A 22,828-nucleotide genomic window follows, 5' to 3' on the forward strand; every position below is an offset into this window, starting at 1 on the left:
GGGGATGAGTCGCAGGGCGTAGCTAAAATTGTGATCCGGTGCAACTTACAGCCACAGGAAACATTAACTCTATTGCAATAAGATGGCCGTTATCAGACCTTAGCAGTGCTGATTAATTACGAGGCTAAAAATAATTACTCTTATGAATGCCTGTAACAACTCATTAAAAATGGACATATCAAACGTCAGGACGTCTTCTCACCGGAACCCTTTTAAACCGGACACAGCATGCTTATCCCATCAAAACTGAGCCGCCCGGTACGGCTGCAAAATACCGTGATACGCGATCGCTTGTTAGTGAAGTTATCTGGCGTCGCAAATTACCGCCTGACATTAATAAATTGCCCTGCGGGGTATGGTAAGACGACATTGATCGCTCAGTGGGCAGCTGATCAGTGCGATCTGGGCTGGTATTCTCTGGATGAAAGTGACAATCAACCTGAGCGCTTTGCGAGCTATTTGATCGCCGCCATACAATTAGCGACCAGAGGCCATTGCAGCAAAAGCGAGGCCCTCAGCCAGAAGCATCAATATGCCAGTCTCTCTGCGCTGTTTGCGCAATTATTTATCGAGCTGTCCGATTGGGACGGCCCGCTGTATCTGGTAATTGATGATTATCATCTGATTACCAATGATGCCATTCATGAAGCTATGCGCTTTTTCCTGCGCCATCAGCCGGAAAATCTGACTCTGATTCTGCTTTCTCGCACCTTGCCACCACTGGGTATTGCTAACCTGCGGGTGCGCGACCAGTTGTTGGAATTAGGTATGCAGCAGTTGGCATTTAATCATCAGGAAGCGCAGCAATTCTTTGATTGCCGCCTCTCCGTACCACTGGAGCAAGGTGATAGCAGCCGCCTGTGTGATGAAGTGGAAGGGTGGGCGACAGCGCTGCAATTGATCGCGTTGTCATCGCGCCAGCCCAATTCCTCAGCACAGAAATCAGCAAAACGGTTGGCCGGTTTGAATGCCAGTCATTTGTCAGACTATCTGGTCGATGAAGTGCTGGATCAGGTCGATGCCGATGCGCGCGCTTTCCTGTTGCGCTGCTCGGTATTGCGCTCAATGAATGATGCCCTGATAGTGCGCCTGACCGGTGAAGATAACGGCCAACAACGGCTGGAAGAATTAGAGCGTCAGGGGCTATTTATTCATCGAATGGATGACAGCGGTGAATGGTTCTGCTTCCATCCATTGTTCGCCACTTTCCTGCGCCAGCGCTGCCAATGGGAACTGGCATTAGAATTGCCAGAGTTACACCATGCCGCGGCTGAAGGTTGGCTGGCACTGGGCTATCCGGCTGAAGCTATCCATCATGCATTGGCGGCGGGCGATGTCGGCATGCTACGTGACATTTTGTTGCAACACGCCTGGAGCCTGTTTAACCACAGTGAGTTGGCCCTGCTGGAACAATGTCTGCTCGCCCTGCCCTACTCTTTATTGGTGCAAAATCCTGAACTGGCATTGCTACAGGCATGGCTGGCGCAAAGCCAACATCGCTACGGTGAGGTCAATACCTTGCTTGAGCGCGCTGAATCGGCAATGCAGGAACGTAAAATTCCTATTGATGATATTTTGCGGGCTGAGTTTGATGCTTTACGTGCTCAAGTTGCTATCAATGCCGGTAAACCGGAGGAAGCCGAGAAGCTGGCAACTGATGCGCTGAAATATCTACCAATGGCAAACTTCTACAGCCGCATTGTCGCGACCTCGGTCACCGGGGAAGTTCATCATTGCAAAGGCGAACTGAGCCGCGCACTGCCGATGATGCAGCAAACTGAGCAAATGGCACGCCGCCACGAAGTCTTTCACTATGCTTTATGGGCGCTATTGCAGCAGAGTGAAATTCTGATTGCGCAGGGATTCCTGCAAGCCGCTTATGAAACACAAGATAAAGCCTTTGATTTAATTCATGAACAGCATCTTGAACAGCTTCCGATGCATGAATTCTTATTGCGCATTCGCTCCCAGGTATTGTGGTCGTGGTCACGGCTGGATGAAGCTGAAGAAGCGGCGCGCAAAGGTATCGAAATTCTGGTCAACTATCAGCCACAGCAGCAATTACAGTGTCTGGCGATGTTGGCAAAATGTTCGCTGGCCCGTGGGGATTTAGATAACGCCAACATGTATATTCAGCGCTGCGAGGCGCTGCAACACGGCAGCCAATATCATCTCGATTGGATTACCAATGCCGATAAACCCCGGGTTATTCATTGGCAAATGACTGGAGATAAAGTCGCGGCGGCGAATTGGCTGCGTCAGGCCGAAAAACCGGGGATGGCCGATAATCACTTTTTGCAGGGGCAATGGCGCAATATTGCGCGCATCCAGATTATGTTGGGCCGGTTTAATGAAGCGGAAGTGGTGCTGGACGAACTTAATGAGAATGCGCGCCGCTTGCGGCTCACCAGTGACCTGAACCGTAATCTATTGTTAAGTAACACTCTTTACTGGCAAACTGAACGGAAAAGTGAAGCACAAAAAGCGCTGATTGAATCCCTTTCATTGGCCAATCGCACCGGTTTTATCAGCCATTTTGTGATTGAAGGTGAGGCGATGGCGCAGCAGTTGCGCCAGCTAATTCAACTCAATGCATTACCCGAATTAGAGCAGCATCGCGCCCAACGAATCTTGAAAGACATTAATCAGCATCATCGGCATAAATTTGCTCATTTCGATGAGATCTTCGTCGATAAGCTGCTAACTCACCCGCAAGTTCCGGAGCTAATTCGCACCAGCCCACTTACCCAACGCGAATGGCAGGTCTTGGGGCTGATTTACTCCGGCTACAGTAATGACCAAATAGCGGGCGAGCTAGATGTGGCTGCCACCACCATTAAGACACACATTCGTAATTTGTATCAAAAGTTAGGTGTCGCCCACCGGCAAGACGCAGTACAGCAAGCGCAACGATTATTACAGATGATGGGGTACGTTTAACGAAAACTCTGTCATTAAATTTAAATATCAGTGAGTTAAATTGAAGTTTATCTATCTGACTGATTGGCAATCATTGGCCCAGATATTAATGACAGACCGCCGTTTATCCTGAGAGTATCTCTCTGACGGGGTAAGGCGGCTAATAACCACTCTATTTAACTGGTCTTTATTGGCGAAAAATTGATTACAATCTCGCGCTTGAATATTCAATCGCGATTAAAGGTCATCAACAGTATGGAACAGTTTGAAACAATCAGTATTGAGCAGGCCTATAACCGCCTAAAAGAAAACAAAGCAGTTTTAGTTGATATCCGCGACCCACAAAGTTTTGAAGCGGGTCATGCACCGGAGGCGTTCCATCTGACCAACAGCAGTTTGCACACCTTTATGCAACAAACTGATTTTGAACAGCCGGTGCTGGTGATGTGCTATCACGGCAACAGCAGCAAAGGCGCGGCGCAATATCTCCTTCAGCAAGGTTTTGAGACGGTTTACAGCATTGATGGCGGTTTTGAAGCTTGGGCCAGGAGTTACCCGCAAGAAATCGCTCATGAAAATGTCTGATTCTGTTGCCTATTTGTAACCTGCCATTCGCCACAGCCAACCAGATTGTGATATTTTTAAGCACTCTGATTAAAATTTCGTTAGACGGTGATAGACAAAATGGTTCGTGTGATAGCAATATCTAATCTACGTCTGGCGCAGGCCTTTGTTGATTATATGGCCACTCACAAGGTGGCGCTGGAAGTGCGACCAGATTCTCAGGGTGCTGAGATTTGGTTAGCGGATGATGAGCAATTGCCCTTGGTGCAGCATGAGCTGGAACAGTTTTTACTCGATCCCCTCAATCCACGCTACCAAGCGGCCAGTTGGCAATCGGGCAATCTGCATTCTAATTTGCCGTACCAACGCTTTTCTTACCTCCAGACTCTCCGCAGTCAGGCCGGCCCACTGACGCTGAGTGTTATGGTGCTGTGTATCGCCATCTATATTCTGATGCAAATCGTCGGTGATGCCGCAGTGATGTCCTGGCTGGCGTGGCCTCGTGACGATAGCCAATATCTGCAAATATGGCGTTGGGTCAGCCATGCTTTACTGCATTTTTCCCTGTTACACATCCTGTTTAACCTGATGTGGTGGTGGTATCTGGCCGGGCAGATGGAAAAACGGCTTGGCACCGGTAAATTACTGGTATTAACTATTGTTTCCGCCTTATTTAGTGGCTGGGGGCAATCGCTGTTTAGTGGTGTGAATTTTGGCGGCCTTTCTGGCGTGGTATATGCCTTAATGGGTTATGTTTGGCTGACTGGCGAGCGCGCACCCGAGCGCGGTATTTCATTGCCTCGCGGCTTAATGGCTTTTTCTGTTCTCTGGTTGGTTGCTGGGTATTTCGATATTTTAGGTTTGTCGATCGCCAATGCAGCGCATGTTTCAGGCCTGATTATTGGGTTACTGATGGCATTTTGGGATACGCGCAACAGCGCAAGAACCACACAATAACTGTCTGGAACAACCAGGCGAATTAGGGGATTACCGTGAAGCAAACGCAGCGGCATGATGCGATTATTGAATTGGTACGCCAACAAGGCTACGTCAGTACTGAAGAGCTAGTGGAGCATTTTGCCGTTAGCCCGCAAACCATCCGACGCGATTTGAATGATTTGGCGGATCAAAACAAGATTCACCGCCATCATGGTGGCGCCGCATTACCCTCCAGTTCAGTGAACGCGGCTTATAACGACCGTAAAGTGATGTGGTCGGCAGAAAAGGCGCGCATTGCCCAACGTGTTGCCAGCCAGATCCCCGATGGCGCGACACTGTTTATTGATATCGGCACCACTCCAGAAGCGGTCGCTCATGCTTTAATGAATCATAAAGGCCTGCGCGTGGTGACCAATAATCTGAATGTGGCGACATTGTTAACCGCTAAAGAGGATTTCCGGCTAATTTTAGCCGGTGGTGAAGTTCGCACCCGTGATGGTGGGATTATTGGCGAAGCCACGCTGGATTTCATTTCTCAGTTCCGCCTCGATTACGGCATTCTGGGTATCAGCGGCATTGATATGGACGGCTCTCTACTGGAGTTTGATTACCATGAAGTGCGGACCAAGCGGGCCATTATCGAAAACTCCCGCTGCGTGATGCTGGTCACCGACCATTCCAAGTTTGGCCGTAACGCGATGGTGAATCTGGGGAACATGAATCTGATTGATTATTTGTTTACCGACCAGATGCCACCAGCCAGCGTAATGAAGATTATTGAGCAGCATGAAGTTCAATTAGAGCTTTGCTAGTAGTTTATTTTGGCGATTCAGTTCAGTGATTTTGTTCGGTTGTTAGAGCAACTGAGTTGATCTGAACCTCCGACGAACCAACCGGACCAACTAATCAACTAATCACTGAACTCATGTCAACCGAATCGGATCACCGAACACCGAACACCGAACAACCAAACCTAATCACCAAAGCCAAACCTAAACCCCTCTCCCCACTACATATCAATAACAAAACTGTTACTTCCATCACGCATAAATGTTTTTTTTTGGTTAAGTCTTGGCTTGTTTGTTGGTTTTTGATTACAATCATGAGCGAAAACGAACATTAAAGAGCTATTTCGAACATCCGGAGGAAGTAAGCATGGAAACCAAAGACTTGATTGTGATCGGTGGCGGCATTAATGGTGCCGGTATCGCTGCTGACGCTGCAGGGCGTGGCCTGTCCGTTCTGCTGCTGGAAGCACAAGATTTGGCCTGCGCTACGTCTTCCGCCAGTTCCAAACTCATCCACGGTGGCCTGCGCTATCTGGAACATTATGAGTTCCGCCTGGTCAGTGAAGCATTGGCCGAACGTGAGGTTTTGCTGAAAATGGCTCCTCATATTGCTTTCCCGATGCGCTTCCGCCTGCCCCATCAGCCCCATCTGCGCCCGGCTTGGATGATTCGCACCGGCTTATTCTTGTACGACCACTTGGGCAAACGCACCAGCCTGCCAGCCAGTAAAGGGCTGCGTTTTGGACCAGAATCAGTATTGAAGCCCGAATTAGTGCGCGGTTTCGAATATTCAGACTGCTGGGTCGATGATGCCCGTCTGGTGGTATTGAATGCTCAGGAAGTGGTCGAGCGCGGCGGCGAAGTGCGTACTCGCACCAAAGTCACCCGTGCCTGGCGTGAGCAAGGTTTATGGATGGTCGAAGCTGTGGATGTCGACACCGGCAAGACCTTTACCTGGCGTGCTAAAGGTTTGGTAAATGCCACCGGCCCATGGGTTAAACAGTTCTTCGATGATGGCCTGAAACTAAAATCACCTTATGGTATCCGCCTAATCAAAGGTAGCCATATTGTGGTGCCGCGAGTTCATAACCAACCACAAGCCTATATTCTTCAAAACGAAGACCACCGTATTGTCTTCGTCATTCCATGGTTGGATGAATATTCCATCATCGGCACCACCGACGTGGAATATCACGGCGATCCAAAAGAGGTGAAAATAGATGACCAGGAAATTGATTATCTGTTGAAGGTCTATAACGACCACTTTAAAAAGCAGCTGGGTCGCGACGATATCGTCTGGACTTACTCTGGTGTCCGTCCGCTATGTGATGATGAATCAGATTCGCCGCAAGCAGTGACCCGCGATTACACACTGGATGTCGCGGATGAAAGCGGCAAAGCGCCGCTGCTGTCGGTATTTGGCGGCAAACTGACCACTTACCGTAAACTGGCGGAACACGCGCTGGAAAAACTATCCGGCTATTATCCGAATGTCGGCCCGGCGTGGACAAAAACCGGCTCTTTACCGGGCGGAGATATTGGCGGCAGCCGTGATAACTATACCCTGCAGCTACGCCATCGCTATAACTGGTTACCGGAAGGGTTAGCACGCCGCTATACCCGCACCTATGGCAGCCACAGCGAACTCATTTTGGCGAATGCCACCAGCCTCGACAGCTTGGGCGAACATTTCGGCCACGGTTTGTATGAAGCAGAATTGCGCTATTTGGTTGAAAAAGAGTGGGTTGTTGAACTCGATGATGCCATCTGGCGTCGTACCAAGTTAGGTATGACGCTAGACGAAGCACAGAAACAGCGGATTGCCGAGTGGCTGGCAGCAGCACAAGCCGAAAAGCAGCAGACGCTGTCCTTAGTTTCCTGATAACAAATACTCATAACCAATCTGTTAAAAAACCCGCTTCACAGTTCGCTGTTGAAGCGGGTTTTTGTTATTAACCCACCGAATATTTAGAGCCTGATTGGCTTAATATGCCAAATATCATCGGCATACTCTTCAATAGTCCGGTCTGAAGAGAAATAGCCCATATTGGCGATATTGAGTAAGGTTTTACGTGTCCATTCATCCGGATGGCGATAGAGTGTATCGACTTGCTCTTGGGTATCCACATAGCTGCGATAATCTGCCAGCAATTGATAGTGATCACCCAGATTAACCAGTGAATCAAACAGGCTGGTGTATCGATTAGGTTCTTCTGGGCTGAAAGCGCCGGTGGCAATTTGCGTCAATACCAAATGAAGTTCTGGATCTTCGTCGTAATATTTCCGTGGGTTATAGCCGCTGTTACGCAGCGCCTCAACCTGCTCGGTGGTATTACCAAAGATAAAGATATTCTCCTCGCCCACATGTTCGCGGATCTCGACATTCGCCCCATCCAAAGTGCCAATCGTCAGCGCCCCATTCAGCGCAAATTTCATATTACTGGTTCCTGATGCTTCGGTACCCGCCAGTGAGATTTGTTCGGAGAGATCCGCCGCCGGAATGATCAACTGCGCCAGGCTGACACTGTAGTTCGGGATAAATACCACTTTCAGCAGATTATTAATCCGTGGATCATTATTGATCACTTTCGCTACATCATTGATCAAACGAATGATTTGCTTCGCACTATAATACGCTGATGCCGCTTTCCCGGCAAAAATCACCACGCGCGGTACCCACTTCTCATCAGGAGCTTCGAGAATGCGGTTATAGCGAGTTATCACATGCAGCACATTCAACAACTGCCGTTTGTATTCATGAATACGCTTGATTTGCACATCAAACAGCGCCGCAGGATTCACCACAATATTCAGTTTTTCAGCAATATAGGAAGCCAGCCGCTTCTTGTTCTCCAGCTTGGATTTCTGTAGCGCCTGCAAGAAACTCGGGTAATCGAGATTCTTTTCCAGCTCGCTGAGTTGGCTCAAATCAGTGCGCCAGTTGTGGCCGATGCTGTCATCCAACACCGCCGCCAATGGCCGGTTAGCCAGCCCCAGCCAGCGCCGTGGGGTGACGCCATTGGTTTTATTACAGAAACGATTAGGGAAAATACGGGCAAAATCGGCAAACAACGATTGCACCATTAATTCTGAATGCAGGGCCGACACGCCGTTCACTTTATGGCTGGCGATCACCGCAAGCCAGGCCATACGAACTCGTCGGCCATCATGTTCATTAATAATTGATACACGCGGCAGCAATTCTGGCTCATTCGGATACTGTTCCTGCACCAGTTTGAGGAAATGGTCATTGATATCAAAGATGATTTGCAGATGGCGCGGCAATATTTTGCCAATCATGTCGATGGGCCAAGTCTCCAGCGCCTCACTCATCAGGGTGTGGTTAGTGTAGGAAAACACTTGCTGCACCACATCCCAGGCGTCCATCCAACTAAATTTATGCTCATCAATCAGCAAACGCATCATCTCGGGGATAGAGAGCACCGGGTGGGTATCATTGAGGTGAATAGCAATCTTATCAGCCAAATTATCGAAGGTTTGATGCATCGCCCAATGGCGGCTGAGAATATCCTGCACAGTGGCGGAAACTAAAAAGTATTCTTGCCGCAGGCGCAGTTCGCGCCCGGAGTAGGTCGAGTCATCGGGGTAAAGCACCCGAGAGACGTTTTCTGAATGGTTTTTATCTTCCACCGCCGCAAAGTAATCGCCCTGATTGAATTTCCCCAGATTGATTTCATTACTGGCCTGTGCAGACCATAAGCGCAGTGTATTTGTGGCGTCGGTATCAAAACCGGGGATGATTTGATCATAAGCGCAGGCGAGGATTTCTTCAGTTTCCAGCCAGCGGATTTTGCTGCCTTCCTGCTGAATTCGGCCACCAAAACGCACTTTATAGCGGGTATTGTGCCGTGGGAATTCCCAGGCATTGCCATATTCTAGCCAGTTATCCGGCGATTCCATCTGTTGGCCATTGACGATTTTCTGGCTGAACATGCCATATTCGTAGCGAATGCCGTAGCCGCGCCCCGGTAGGGCCAATGTGGCCAATGAATCCAGAAAACACGCCGCCAATCGCCCTAACCCACCATTACCTAAGCCGGGGTCATTTTCTTCTTGCAACAGCTCAGATAGATTGAGGCCCATTTCATCCAGCGCCTGCTCGATATCTTCATAAATTCCCATCGATAACAGGGCATTAGAGAGCGTTCGCCCTAAGAGGAACTCCATCGACAAATAATAAACCTGCCGAACATCCTGTGATAATTGTGCGCGATTAGAACGCAGCCAGCGTTCGACCATCCGGTCGCGCACTGCAAATAAGGTCGCATTCAGCCAATCATGCTGAGTCGCAATAGAGGGGTCTTTACCCACAATAAACATCAATTTGTAGGCAATGGAGTGTTTCAGCGCGTCCACACTGACAACAGGTGAGGTATAACTGAATGGTGATGTCATCGCGATTCCCCAATGTGTATTTCTAACCAACCAGCAATCAAAGACGCCGATAAAGTGACAGGTAATCTGCCGCTGCGACCTGCCAACCAAAATCCAACCCCATCGCGTGGCGCTGAACATGACGCCAATGTTTTGGTCGGCTCCACAGAACAAAAGCACGGCGAATCGCCCGCACCAATGCCTGTGCATCGCATTCATCAAACACAAACCCCGAGGCACTGCCATCCGCCAGATTTTCCAGCGCGCAATCCACCACGGTATCTACCAACCCGCCCGTATGCCGGACCAGCGGCAATGTGCCATACTTCAAACCATACAACTGTGTTAGCCCACAGGGTTCAAAACGGCTGGGCACCAGAATCACATCCGCACCAGCAATGATTCGGTGCGAGAATGCTTCGTGATAGCCTATTTGCACCCCAACCTGGCCGGAATAGTCTGCCGCAGCCGCCAAAAACGCCTCTTGCAAAATGGCATCCCCCGCGCCCAGAACAGCCAATTGCCCGCCTAATTTCAGTAAATCGGGCAACGCCTCCAGCACTAAATCTAACCCTTTTTGCTCTGTCAGCCTGCTGACCACGCAAAAAATAGGTTTCTTTTCAGTTAGTTCCAAACCCATAGTGGTTTGCAAGTGTACTTTATTCACCGCTTTCTTTTGCAGGTTTTCTGCATCATAGCGAGCATGGAGCAAAGCATCAGTTTGGGGGTCCCAAATATTGCTGTCTACGCCATTGAGGATCCCGGTCAATCGCCCCTGACTGGCCCGCTCTTGTAGCAATCCCTCCATGCCGTAGCCAAAAGCGGGTTGGGTAATTTCCTTAGCATAGGTCGGGCTGACCGTGGTGATATGGTCAGCAAAGAACAGCCCGGCTTTCAGATAGGAAATTTGGCCGTAGAACTCAAGCCCGTACATTTGGAAGAATGCCGCAGGCAGTTGTATTTCAGCCAAATGATGACCAGAAAACAACCCTTGATAAGCCAAATTATGGACGGTAAATACCGATCGCGCAGGGCGGCCACGGGCGGCGAGATAAGCACAGGCTAGCCCGGCATGCCAGTCATGGGCATGTACCACCTCAGGACGCCAGTAACCATCCAGCCCACAAGCCAGTTCGCAAGCCATCCATCCCAGTAATGCAAAACGACGATAGTTATCGGCATAAGCATGTAAGGATGGGTCGTGATACGGGCTACCTGCCCGGTCATAGAGGCCCGGTGCATCAATCAGGTAAATACCAATCCCCTGATAATGCCCATAACGTAATGAAACACGGCCTGCAAAGGTATCAATCTCTCTGACCAAAACCGTGTCTGGAATGCCCCGGCGCAAATCAGGAAAAGCCGGTAGCATGACCCGAACATCGGCCCCTTCAGCAATTTGGGCGGCAGGTAAAGCACCAACAACGTCAGCCAATCCCCCGGTTTTTAGCAATGGGAATAGCTCAGAACATACGTGTAGAACCCGCATCATAACCTCTGATCTTTCCATCTGGTTTGTACTTACTTCTAATCTAATAAACTAGAAATGATCCAAATGGGCGTTATTGTTGCAGCCAATTTGAATGCGGCCAGCGCGCAAAAACCGGAGCGTACACGCAGTACGTGAGGATTTTTAGCACTGCCCAAGTTCAAAGTGGCAAATAAAATAGCCCTATTTCGCCGCCAGCTTGGCCAGCATGGCGCGAGTCACTAACACCACCCCACCCTCCGAGCGGTAAAAACGCTTACTGTCTTCTTCGGCGTTCTCCCCAATAACCGTCCCTTCGGGTATCTGGCAGGCGCGGTCAATAATACAGCGGCGCAACCGGCAGGAACGGCCAACATTGACTTCTGGCAGCAGTAAGGTGGAATCAATAGTGCAAAACGAGTTCACCCGCACCCGCGGGAATAATACCGAATGCACCACCACCGAGCCGGACACAATACAGCCGCCGGAAACCAAGGAGTTCATGGTCATACCATGGCTACCGGAGCGGTCCTGCACAAACTTGGCTGGCGGCAGCGGTTCCATATGGGTGCGAATCGGCCAATCGCGGTCATACATATCCAGCTCTGGCGTGACCGACGCCAAATCGAGGTTGGCTCGCCAATAGGCATCCAGCGTCCCGACATCACGCCAGTAAGGGGGTAATTCAGCATTCGAGGTCACACAGGAAAGGTCAAATGGATGCGCCCAGGCCACTTTTTGTTCGGTCAATTTCGGAATAATATCTTGACCAAAATCATGGTTAGAGCCGGGGATACTCTGGTCGTCTTCTAATAATTTAAACAGATAATCAGCATTGAAAATGTAAATGCCCATACTGGCGAGCGCCATATCCGGGCGGCCCGGCATCGCGGGAGGATTAGCCGGTTTTTCATAGAAAGCCGTTATCTGATAATCCTCGGCCACTTCCATGACACCAAACTCGGTGGCTTCTTTAATGGGCACCGGGAGACAGGCGACAGTGCATTGCGCCCCTTTTTCGGCGTGGTCGAGCAACATGCGGGAGTAGTCCATTTTGTAGATATGGTCACCCGCCAGAATGACGATGTATTCCGCTTGGTAGCGGCGGATAATATCCAAGTTCTGGTAAACCGCATCGGCGGTACCTTTGTACCACTGCTCAGTGCTCAAGCGCTGTTGAGCGGGCAATAAGTCCACAAACTCGTTCATTTCTTCATTGAGGAATGACCAACCGCGTTGAATATGCTGAACCAAACTATGGGATTGATATTGTGTTATCACGCCGATGCGCCGGATACCGGAATTCAGACAGTTGGATAGCGCAAAATCAATGATGCGGAATTTGCCACCAAAATGGACAGCGGGCTTTGCACGGGTAGCCGTTAAATCTTTCAGCCGTGAACCACGGCCCCCCGCCAAGATCAGTGCCACCGATTTATTCGGTAATAATCTGGCTAACATCAACGGGTCTTTGCTCTCAAACTTAACCATTGAGACTCCTTAAAATTTCTGTGCGAGCACGCAAACGGCATGTGCAGACCCGTTCCATACGGTTAATAATTCCGTATGCTCTGACGGCTCAAAAGGAGGAACCACCACCCATTCCCCCACAGGTAAATGCATTTCACACTCTTGATCCGTGGCATTTATCACCACCAACCAGCGCTGAGATAACAGGATTTGCAGTTGTTTCTGGCACCCTTGTTCCCAAGCCGAATCACTTAGCGCTTGTCCCCGGCTATCCAACCATTGCACATTGCCATCGCCGTCCTCCCACCAAGTGTCTTTAATCAGGGCAGGAATTTGCTGGCGTAACTGAATCAGTGCGGCGGTAAACGCCGTTAATTCACCATCGCGACTCCCCCAATCAAGCCAGGTGAGAATGTTGTTTTGGCAATACGCATTGTTGTTGCCTTGCTGACTATGACCATGTTCATCGCCAGCAAGCAGCATTGGCGTGCCCTGCGAAAGCAGCAAAGTCGCCAGCAATGCCCGCTGACAAGCTTTGCGCCGCTGCCAAATAGCGTCATCCGCGACCAAACCTTCACGACCAAAATTATTGCTAAGATTGTTATCACTGCCATCACGGTTCTCTTCGCCATTGATTTGATTGTGTTTTTGGTTAAAACACAGCAAATCCTGCAAGGTAAAACCATCATGGGCGGTAATTTGATTGATACTGGCGGAAGGCAAACGCTCCCGATGTTTGAATAAAGGGCTGGAAGCGGCAAAATGCTGGGCGAATTGCCCTAAAGGTAAATCACCGCGTAACCAGAAGCGGCGCATGGCATCGCGATATTGGTCATTCCATTCGCTAAAACCGACCGGGAAGTTCCCCAGTTGATAACCTCCCCAGCCGATATCCCAGGGTTCCGCAATCATCTTGCAGGCACTGAGTTTTTCATCAGCGGCAAGTGCGGCAAACAAGGGCGCATGCTGATCAAAACCCGGTGTGCGGCCCAAAACTGTGCCCAAGTCAAAACGGAAACCATCTATGTGGCAGCAATCAACCCAGTAACGCAGGCAGTCAAGCACCCACTGCATCACATAAGGCTGACTAAGGCGCAGCGCATTGCCACAGCCGGTCATGTTGTCGTATTCGCCCTCGGGAGTTAGCCAGTAGTAACTGGCATTGTCGATCCCCCGCTGGCACAGTGTGGGGCCAAATATATCTAATTCAGCCGAGTGGTTGAACACCACATCCAGAATGACTTCAATACCGGCTTTATGCAGGGCTTTAACTGCATCGCGCAGCTCTTGCAGCGGGGAGATTCCCTCGCGACCAGAAACATATTCCGGATCAACCGCATAGGGCGCTAATACGTTATAGCCCCAGTAATTACTCAGCCCCATTTTCTGCAACCGTGGCTCATCAACATGAAATTGCACCGGCAACAGTTCCAAGGTGGTAATACCCAGTTTTTTCAAATAGTTGATCATGGCGGGATGGGCCAAACCGGCGTAAGTGCCGCGCAGATCAGCAGGAATATCCGGGTGCAATTGGGTTAAACCGCGCACATGGGCTTCATAAATGACGGTATTGCCCCAAGGAATCGCTGGGGAACTATCCCCCTGCCAATCATATGGTTCGTGCACCACAATACACTTAGGCGCGGCAGCGGAACTGTCGCGATCGTCGGGCTGGTTCACCCCGCCATTTAAGCTGGGGTCATCGCCTACTTTCCGATCTAGCGCATGGGCGCAGGGGTCTATTAATAACTTATGCGGATTAAAACGGTGGCCTTGTTGCGGGGAAAATGGCCCACTAACGCGGTAACCATAGCGCTGCCCCGGCTTTCCTCCGGGCAGATAACCATGCCAAATATCCCCGCTGCGGGCCGGTAACGGAATGCGCAATTCCTGATTATTATCATCAAACAGACACAGTTCGACCTGCTCGGCATTGGCCGAAAACAGGGTGAAATTTATCCCGCCCCCATCAAAATGAGCGCCAGCCGGTGTCGGAGAGCCACTCGTCAACCTCGTCATCCTAACCCTCCCGCGCCAGATAAATCGTCGACAGCGGCGGCAGAGTTAGCAGTAATGAGTGGCGGTGATGATGGCTGCCCACATCATGGCTATGAATACCGCCCTGATTACCCATATTGCTGCCACGATAAAACTCAGAGTCAGAATTCAGCACTTCGCGATAATGCCCGCTCTGTGGGATACCTACGCGGTAGTCATAGCGCGGAACCGGCGTGAAATTACTGATAACAATCAGTTCGTTACCATCAGCATCACGGCGCAGGAAAGCAAATACCGAGTTTTCATGGTCATCCACCACCAGCCATTCAAAACCGGCGGGTTGGTAATCCAACTCATACAATGGCGCATGTTGTTGATAACAATGATTAAGGTCGCGAACCCAGCGCTGCACTCCCTTATGCCAGCCGTTCTCATCATCCAGCAAGTGCCAGTCCAAACTGGTATCGAAATTCCACTCACGCCCTTGGGCGAATTCACACCCCATAAACAGTAATTTCTTGCCCGGATGCGCCCACATAAACCCATAATACGCCCGTAAGTTGGCAAATTTTTGCCATGCATCGCCGGGCATGCGGTCGAGAACCGAACGTTTGCCATGAACCACTTCATCGTGCGAAATCGGTAAAATAAAGTTCTCGGTATAGGCGTATAACATACCGAAAGTCATGAGATTATGGTGGTATTTGCGGTGAATAGGGTCACATTGCAGGTAATTGAGCGTGTCATGCATCCAGCCCATATTCCACTTGTAATTAAAGCCCAATCCACCCGCATCAGGAGGTAATGTCACCCCAGGGAAGTCGGTCGATTCCTCGGCCATAGTGACGCCGCCGGGGCGCTCAACACCGATGGTGTGGTTGGTATAACGCAGGAAAGCAATCGCCTCCAAATTTTCGCGCCCGCCATAATAATTGGGTACCCATTGCCCTTCTGCACGGCTGTAATCGCGGTAAATCATTGAAGCAACAGCATCAATACGCAATGCATCGATACCAAAACGTTCCATCCAATAAAATGCATTTCCCGCCAAATAGTTACGCACCTCATTGCGCCCATAGTTATAAATCAGGGTATTCCAATCCTGATGATAGCCTTCGCGCGGATCGGCGTATTCATATAAGGCGGTGCCGTCAAAAGTCGATAATCCATGTTCATCACTGGGGAAATGACCGGGAACCCAGTCAAGAATGACGTTAATTCCTGCTTCATGAAATTTGGCAACGAAATCTTTGAAATCCTGCGGCGTACCAAATCGGCGGGTCGGTGCATATAAACCTAACGGCTGATAGCCCCAACTGCCATCAAACGGGTGCTCATTGATGGGCAGTAATTCCACATGGGTAAATCCCATATATTTAACGTATTCAACCAGTTGCTCGGACAATTCGCCGTAACTGAGCCAAAAATTGTTTTCGGTATGACGTCGCCATGAACCGAGATGCACTTCATAGATAGAAACCGGCGAGCGCAAGTCATTGGCTTTTTGCCGTGCAGGAGTATTTTCCACCACTTCCGGCAATGGGCTAATTAACGAGGCGGTTTCTGGCCGCATTTGGGCTTTAAAGGCATAGGGATCGGCTTTGAGCCGCACCTGACCATGGCAATCTATTATTTCAAATTTATATAATTGCCCCGCTTGCACACCGGGCAGGAATAGCTCCCAAATACCATTTTCACGCCGTAGCCGCATAGGATGGCGGCGGCCATCCCAAAAGTTAAATTCACCGACCACCGAAACGCGCTGGGCATTAGGTGCCCAAACAGCAAAGCTGACACCCGGCACGCCATCCAGACTCATCAAATGCGCCCCTAAGCGTTCATAAGGGCGTAAATGAGTGCCTTCGGCCAATAACCAAGCATCGATATCCTGCAATAAGGTACCGAATCGGTAGGGATCGTCGAGGATTTGAGTGCTTTCTTGCCACGTAACCGCTAACTGATAGCGGAAGGGCGTTTTACGCCGAGGGAGCTTGGCAAGGAAGAAGCCGCGCGGGTCTTCACTCTGAAGTTGAACCACATTACGCCCAGTGTCTGTTTCAACCAACCACACTTCTTTGGCATCCGGCAACAGTGCACAGACCTGTAACCCCGACTCCGTTTGGTGCATACCCAAAACGGCGAAAGGATCGGCATAGTGGCCGGAAATAATCTGATTAATCGCCTGACGGTCGGGAAGTACTGGCATGTCTTCTCCACTTGATTAACTTCATGATTTTATGCAGGAATTTTAGATGGGCGGCTAAAATTCCGCCTATTACTCATGCAATCCATTTCATCTATGAGGCATGATCAAGGTCAATAAATAGACTTAATGCCTTAATCTGTCTTTATGATTGCGCACTTAGCGATAGGATTTTTCGCCCCAAACTATAAGCATAGTCAATGAGTGCTAAAAAAATTGGCTTATGATTAATGAAATTTTTTCTCACGCAAATAAGTGAAAAAAAAGGAGATTAAGCTGTGCAAGAAACACATATGTGATGGAAATGCTTTTATGAGTCACATAAAGAAAATGTGACACCCGCCAGAGAAAATGTGCAAAACAAGAAACTGACAGGCAATTTAGCCCCATAGGGCTTTTTTTGCTAAAAAAAGGGGCGGGTTAACTTCTCAGTAGAGAAATCTGGATACAATAGCGGCAGGAATAAATAATCGTCGTCATTACAGTGGTCATCCAACATGGGCGTTAGCCAGGTCGAACTGATTTTTTCCCTTTTACAACAGATGTGTGTCTATCTGGTCATTGCCTATCTGTTGAGTAAAACACCGCTTTTTATCCCCTTAATGCAGGTTACCATTAGGTTGCCCCACAAACTGGTGTGCTACCTCACGTTTTCCATGTTTTGTATCATGGGGACCTACTTTGGTTTGCATATTGATGACTCCATCGCAAATACCCGCGCTATTGGCGCTGTATTGGGGGGTGTTCTGGGGGGGCCATCAGTCGGGTTTCTGGTTGGGCTAACTGGCGGTTTACACCGCTATTCCATGGGGGGAATGACCGCCACCGCCTGTATGTTATCCACTGTGACAGAGGGGCTATTAGGCGGGCTGCTCCACAGTTATCTGATCCGCAAAAATCGCCTTGATCTGCTGTTCCAACCCTTGGTTGTCGCCGGTATTACTTTGGTCGCCGAAGTTCTGCAAATGCTGATTATCCTGGCAGTGGCTCGCCCATTCCATGAGGCTGTCGAGTTAGTTGAGAACATTGCCCTGCCAATGATGATAACCAACACCATTGGTGCCGCGATGTTTATGCGTATCTTATTGGACAGACGGGCTATTTTCGAAAAATACACCACGGCATTCTCGGCTAAAGCTTTACAAATTGCCGCCCGCGCGGAGGGGTTATTGCGCCATGGTTTTGACCAGCAAAACAGCATGCGGGTGGCGCGAATCTTGTATGAAGAACTGGGCGTGGGCGCAGTGGCCATTACTGACCGCGAGAAGCTGTTGGCATTTATTGGCACCGGTTCTGACCACCACCAGGTGGGTGGTGCCATTACTTCCGACCATACCCACCGGGCCATTGAGCTAAATCAGGTGGTCTACGCCGACGGCAACGCCGTGCCCTATACCTGCTCAATTTCCCCGACCTGTAAACTGGGTTCCACCTTGGTTATCCCACTGCGAGGCGAAGAACATCGGGTGATTGGCAGCATCAAGCTGTATGAGCCGAAAAGTAAGTTATTCTCCAGTATTAACCGCACATTGGGTGAAGGTATAGCTCACTTGCTGTCGGCTCAAATTCTGGCCGGTGAATTTGAACAGCAAAAGCAATTGCTGGCGCAATCAGAAATCAAACTGCTGCACGCCCAGGTCAACCCTCATTTCCTGTTTAATGCGCTGAATACTTTGTCGGTGGTGATCCGCCGTAATCCCGACCATGCCCGTAAACTGGTGCTTTCGCTGTCGACATTTTTCCGCAAAAACCTTAAACGCAGCCACGATGTGGTCACACTGAGTGATGAAATTGAGCATGTAAATGCCTATCTGGAAATAGAAAAAGCGCGTTTTGCTGATCGACTGAGTGTCGAGATTTCATTACCGGATGAGTTGATGGATGCGCGGTTGCCCGCATTTTCCCTGCAACCGGTGGTTGAAAATGCCATCAAGCACGGTATCTCGCAGATGTTCAGTAATGGGCGCATCACCCTGCGCGGCAAGCTGGATGACCATGTTTTGGTGCTGGAAGTTGAGGATAACGCCGGATTGTATCAACCGCGCCCCAATGGTGATGGGCTGGGTATGAATCTAGTAGATCGGCGGATTAAAGTGCGTTATGGCAGCGAATATGGTGTGACAGTGATAAATAAAGCCGAGGAATTCACCCGCATTATTATTAAGCTACCATTTATTACAGCGAGTGAATGATCCACTCAAGCTAATTATCCACTCAGACTAATGTAATAACCCGATCAGCCGAGGCAATAGTTGAAGGCCGGTGAGCAATAATCACGCGGGTTATCTTCAATGCGGCAATACTGGCATTGATATAGTCTTCATTATCCAGATCCAAATGGCTGGTCGCTTCATCCATAAATAGAATTCCGGGGCGGCGGTACAGCGCGCGAGCAATCAATAAACGCTGTTTTTGGCCGCCAGATAAACTGCCGCCCAACTCCCCAAGTAAGGTTTCATAACCCATCGGCATTTGCATAATATCGTCATGGATATTGCAATGATGAGCGCAGCTAATCATGAATTCTCGATCGAGAGAAATATCAAAACTGGCAATATTCTCAGCAATCGAGCCAGCAAACAATTTATCATCCTGTAAAATACAGGCAATATATTGGCGATAATTATTGATACCAATAGTATGAATATCCAGCCCATTAGCGAATAAATTCCCCGCACTTGGTTCCAATAAACCACTCATCAATTTCATTAAGGTGGTTTTGCCTACACCGGAAGGGCCGACAATAGCGACACTCTCTCCTGATTTAATGTCAAGATTAAGGCCATTAATAATAGGCTTAGATAAATTGTCATATTGATAAACCAGATTACATACGGAAAAAGAGAGCGGTGTATTGGGAGGAAATAATTGGCGAGCTGGCATTTCTTTTTCTGGTTCAGACAAAACAATATCTGCCACTCGTTCATTATGCAGACTGAGCATACGCAATTGCAGCACCATATCAATCAGACTGCTAGCGCGCTCTGAGAATTGACCACGATAAGCATTGAATGCGACAAACATCCCCAGTGTCATCTGGTTATCAATAACTAATGATGCTCCTAACCATAAAATAATAACCTGATCGCAGGCCGCGATAAAAGCATGCACGCCACCAAATAGCATATCTAATCGAGTCATTCGAATACCCGCATTGGTCGTGTCTATATTTAGATTTAACCAGAATTGAGAGCGAGTTTTTAGCAAGCCTAATGCTTTCAAAGTGCCAATGCCGTACAGCGTTTCCATAAAGTGTGAGCTGGCTTTAGCCCCCTTAACCAATAGTGCTTCTGATGCCTGCCGGTAGTGGCTATAAGTCATCAGGCGCATGATGATATAAATAGCGGTGAACCCCAGCACCACCCAAACCAACCCACCGCCATATAAAAACATCATGATGAGAACACCGACAGACATGATGCAGTCGATAATACTGTTAACAATACTGGTCGTAAAAGTGGAGCGAATAGTCTCCAATGAGCCAAAACGTGACTGGATATCACCTAACTTACGCTTTTCAAAATAGGCCAGTGGGAGCCTCATCAAATGGTCAAACATACCCGCTTTCCACTACACATCTATTAATGAATCCATCACGATAGTTGTCCACGAACACAACATCGCCACGGCGGTACGGAATATAATAAAGAACAATAGACCCGTACAAATTAGCGCGAGCAAGTGGTGATCGCTGGCTTGAATCACATGATCTAAAACGAGTTGAGTCCCGACCGGCATCAGTATACTCACAGCTTCAATAACCAGTGAGAGGCAAAATATTTTCGTTAATGCCCCCTTTAATCCACTGATATTGGATAATAAACGGCGTAGCTGTAACCGACTTTTGTGGGTAACAGCGGTAAAATTGCTATCAGGCCATATCTCCAATGCAATGCCAGTGAAATGCTGAGAAAATTCATTTATGCCGATAACCCTACGGCCCAAAGCAGGATCGTTAATAACAATGCTATTACGGCGGACAGCAATCAGCACCACAAAATGATTAAGATCCCAATGCAGAATACAGGGGGTTCTAAGTGCCGATAATTCATTAATATCAAGTGATAAAGCCCGAGTTTTGAATTTAAGTGAACTGGCGATATCTATTAACGTATTCAGTGTTGCCCCACGCGCTGAAGCCCCGAATTGCTGCCGCAAATTAAACAAATCAATACTCAGACCAAAATAATGAAATACCATTGCCAGACTGGCTAACCCGCACTCCGAGGATTCAGTTTGCAAAATCTGTGGCACTCTTTTCCGCCAGGCTAAATTCAGTTTGCTCGTCAGGGAGAACAAGAAAGTGTTATTCATAGACAGGCCCCGCCAGGCTTTTTTTCAGGTCATAGAAAGGCGAGAACATCCATTGATAGAGAGAGCGATTTTCGAGAAAAAGAGTCGATTGTGCTTTCATACCACCGGTTAGGTGCAGTATTTTTTCTTGAGACTGGAATTGGGTTTTATCTAAATTAACCAATACTTTATAATAAGGCTCACTCCCCAAATCGGCGCGCCGGAATGGTGCACTGTTATAGCTGGTCATTTCCTGAATAGAAGCGGGCACGGAGGAGAGTGATTCAATTCGCCCGGCAAACTGGCCGAATTTTTCGAAGGGAAAAGCATCGTAACGCACATTAACGTGGTCGCCCGCAGTGATATAGGGCAGTGCGCCATTAGGCAACCAAAGCACCAGATAATAAATGGTATCAGTGCCGGGAACCAATTGCGCCAGACTGTCCCCCGCATTCACCATTTGCCCAGTTGTCACACTGAGTGATTCTATCCGCCCATCAACTGGTGCATTAACAACCAATATTCCTGTAGCATCTGTTTCAGCTAACTGTTTTTGTAAATCACCGTACTGCAACTCATATTGTGAAATTTGGTTATCAAAATCAGCCGCTCGGGTAATAATTTCGCTGCTCAGATTAGTGATTTGCAGTGCTTCCTGCATATTCTGGCTGTACAAATTGTGGAAAGCACTTTGTTGCTGATAATAAGAATAGGTTTGGTTATGTACTTGTTCTTTGGTGATTAACCCATTGCGCTGATATTCACCATAGCTCTCTACCGTTTTACGCATGGATTCAATATTCTGTCGGCTGTTCTTCACTAATTGGCAGGATTGCTTATATACAGTTTCATATTGCTTTTTCTGCACCAGCAGATTATCCAGAGTCGCATGTTTGTTGCTCTGTAGTTTTTGGATAATACTCTCAACCTGCGCCAACTGCCGCTTAATCGCCTGCTTGTTATTTTTACTGACGGTGCCGGAATGAGTGACTTTGCTGACATCAAGTTGATACAGCGCTTTTCCTTTTACCACCTCATCGCCCACCTTAACCAAACTTTGGGTAATAAAGCCTTGTTGGGCAGCAAAAATATTGATTGGGCGCGGCAGTGTGGTGACTTCACCATAAACATTTATTCGCCGAGTGTAATTGCCGAATGCGATAAAAATAACCAAAGTAACAATAATCATTGCCGACATTATGGCAACAACCCAAACTGGAACACCTGAAATAAGTAGAGCTTTCCCTGTCCATTTGGCTTTCTGGTAATCAAAGGCTTCCTGCCTGAACATATATAATCCCGCTACATCTTATTAATAGTCATTTGAAAAATAAATAGAAACACACCCTACTAAGTATCAATAGAGCATAATTAATATGGTGTGCTTTTAATTTTATATCTGAGAGTTATCATATTAACCGCAGTTTAGCTTGCCAGTCATTCTGCAAATATAATAACTATCAGGGCCACTCATATAAGAGGGCCGACCTAGTGTTGCGGGATCATAGCTTACTGCTGGAATCGTAATTCGCGGTGCTGAATTAATGACATGAGAAACGCCATCATAAGCTTGCCCTCCAGCCATACTCCCGAATGCAGCCCCTCCTGCGGCACCAGCTGGCCCACCGAGACGACCACCAATGGCTGTTCCAACTAGTGCACCTGAGCTTTGAGCTAACTCTCTTCCGGAAGTACCACCACTAACTTGTTCAGTCTCTAATACTGATAATATTTTCATATATAGCTCCTATATAGATACAAATGAATTTCATTTTCCTTTTATCCTTAAAT

The 22,828-nt window shown here is 48.5% G+C and carries 13 protein-coding genes and 1 pseudogene; 6 read left to right on the forward strand and 8 right to left on the reverse strand.

Annotation, left to right across the window (positions count from 1 at the left end; all coding sequences use genetic code 11):
- Positions 1-228 precede the first annotated feature (228 nt).
- The 5 genes from malT (at position 229) to glpD (ending at position 7,092) form a co-directional block, all read left to right on the forward strand.
- Positions 229-2,940 carry an HTH-type transcriptional regulator MalT gene (gene malT / locus FTA91_RS12390; protein ID WP_145536034.1) on the forward strand — a complete coding sequence of 904 codons (2,712 nt, stop codon included), beginning with the start codon at positions 229-231 and terminating at the stop codon, positions 2,938-2,940.
- 234 nt (positions 2,941-3,174) lie between these two features.
- On the forward strand, positions 3,175-3,504 hold the full coding sequence (glpE, locus tag FTA91_RS12395; protein WP_050112053.1) for a thiosulfate sulfurtransferase GlpE: 330 nt from the start codon (positions 3,175-3,177) through the stop codon (positions 3,502-3,504).
- Between the two features lie 99 nt (positions 3,505-3,603).
- Positions 3,604-4,440: a rhomboid family intramembrane serine protease GlpG gene (gene glpG, locus FTA91_RS12400; RefSeq protein WP_050112054.1), complete on the forward strand. Its 837-nt coding sequence runs from the start codon at positions 3,604-3,606 to the stop codon at positions 4,438-4,440.
- 35 nt (positions 4,441-4,475) lie between these two features.
- The gene (locus FTA91_RS12405) at positions 4,476-5,234 is read left to right on the forward strand and encodes a DeoR/GlpR family transcriptional regulator (RefSeq protein ID WP_050112055.1); all 759 of its coding nucleotides are present in this window, start codon (positions 4,476-4,478) and stop codon (positions 5,232-5,234) included.
- 343 nt (positions 5,235-5,577) lie between these two features.
- Positions 5,578-7,092, forward strand: coding sequence for a glycerol-3-phosphate dehydrogenase (gene glpD / locus FTA91_RS12410; protein WP_050112056.1), 1,515 nt, complete (start codon positions 5,578-5,580; stop codon positions 7,090-7,092).
- An 86-nt stretch (positions 7,093-7,178) separates the two neighbouring features.
- On the opposite strand, the gene glgP is transcribed toward glpD, so the two are convergent.
- The 5 genes from glgP to glgB all read right to left on the reverse strand — a co-directional run bounded on the left by glgP (position 7,179) and on the right by glgB (position 16,747).
- Positions 7,179-9,626, reverse strand: coding sequence for a glycogen phosphorylase (gene glgP, locus FTA91_RS12415; protein ID WP_050112058.1), 2,448 nt, complete (start codon positions 9,624-9,626; stop codon positions 7,179-7,181).
- A 37-nt stretch (positions 9,627-9,663) separates the two neighbouring features.
- A complete protein-coding gene (gene glgA, locus FTA91_RS12420) occupies positions 9,664-11,094 on the reverse strand; it encodes a glycogen synthase GlgA (RefSeq protein ID WP_050112457.1) in 1,431 nt (476 codons plus the stop codon).
- A gap of 183 nt (positions 11,095-11,277) precedes the next feature.
- A complete protein-coding gene (gene glgC / locus FTA91_RS12425) occupies positions 11,278-12,564 on the reverse strand; it encodes a glucose-1-phosphate adenylyltransferase (RefSeq protein ID WP_050112059.1) in 1,287 nt (428 codons plus the stop codon).
- 9 nt (positions 12,565-12,573) lie between these two features.
- Complete coding sequence (gene glgX / locus FTA91_RS12430; RefSeq protein WP_145536033.1) at positions 12,574-14,562, reverse strand: glycogen debranching protein GlgX; 1,989 nt, start codon at positions 14,560-14,562, stop codon at positions 12,574-12,576.
- Position 14,563: 1 nt separating this feature from the next.
- Positions 14,564-16,747 (reverse strand): 1,4-alpha-glucan branching enzyme, encoded by a 2,184-nt coding sequence (glgB, locus tag FTA91_RS12435; protein ID WP_050112061.1) that lies wholly within the window; start codon positions 16,745-16,747, stop codon positions 14,564-14,566.
- 494 nt (positions 16,748-17,241) lie between these two features.
- Here glgB and FTA91_RS12440 point away from each other — a divergent pair, with 494 nt between their 5' ends.
- Positions 17,242-18,936 carry a sensor histidine kinase gene (locus tag FTA91_RS12440; RefSeq protein WP_050112062.1) on the forward strand — a complete coding sequence of 565 codons (1,695 nt, stop codon included), beginning with the start codon at positions 17,242-17,244 and terminating at the stop codon, positions 18,934-18,936.
- A 22-nt stretch (positions 18,937-18,958) separates the two neighbouring features.
- On the opposite strand, the pseudogene FTA91_RS12445 reads toward FTA91_RS12440, so the two are convergent.
- The 3 genes and pseudogenes from FTA91_RS12445 to FTA91_RS12455 form a co-directional block, all read right to left on the reverse strand.
- Positions 18,959-21,058 (reverse strand): annotated as a pseudogene (locus tag FTA91_RS12445) (peptidase domain-containing ABC transporter).
- Positions 21,051-22,328 carry an HlyD family secretion protein gene (locus FTA91_RS12450; RefSeq protein WP_145583417.1) on the reverse strand — a complete coding sequence of 426 codons (1,278 nt, stop codon included), beginning with the start codon at positions 22,326-22,328 and terminating at the stop codon, positions 21,051-21,053. Before FTA91_RS12450 ends, FTA91_RS12445 begins: the two are co-directional and overlap by 8 nt.
- A 123-nt stretch (positions 22,329-22,451) precedes the next feature.
- Entirely contained in the window at positions 22,452-22,775 is a 324-nt protein-coding gene (locus tag FTA91_RS12455) for a hypothetical protein (RefSeq protein WP_145536030.1), read from the reverse strand.
- Positions 22,776-22,828 lie beyond the last annotated feature (53 nt).

The organism is Yersinia thracica (genome assembly GCF_902170565.1).
Lineage (GTDB): Bacteria > Pseudomonadota > Gammaproteobacteria > Enterobacterales > Enterobacteriaceae > Yersinia > Yersinia thracica.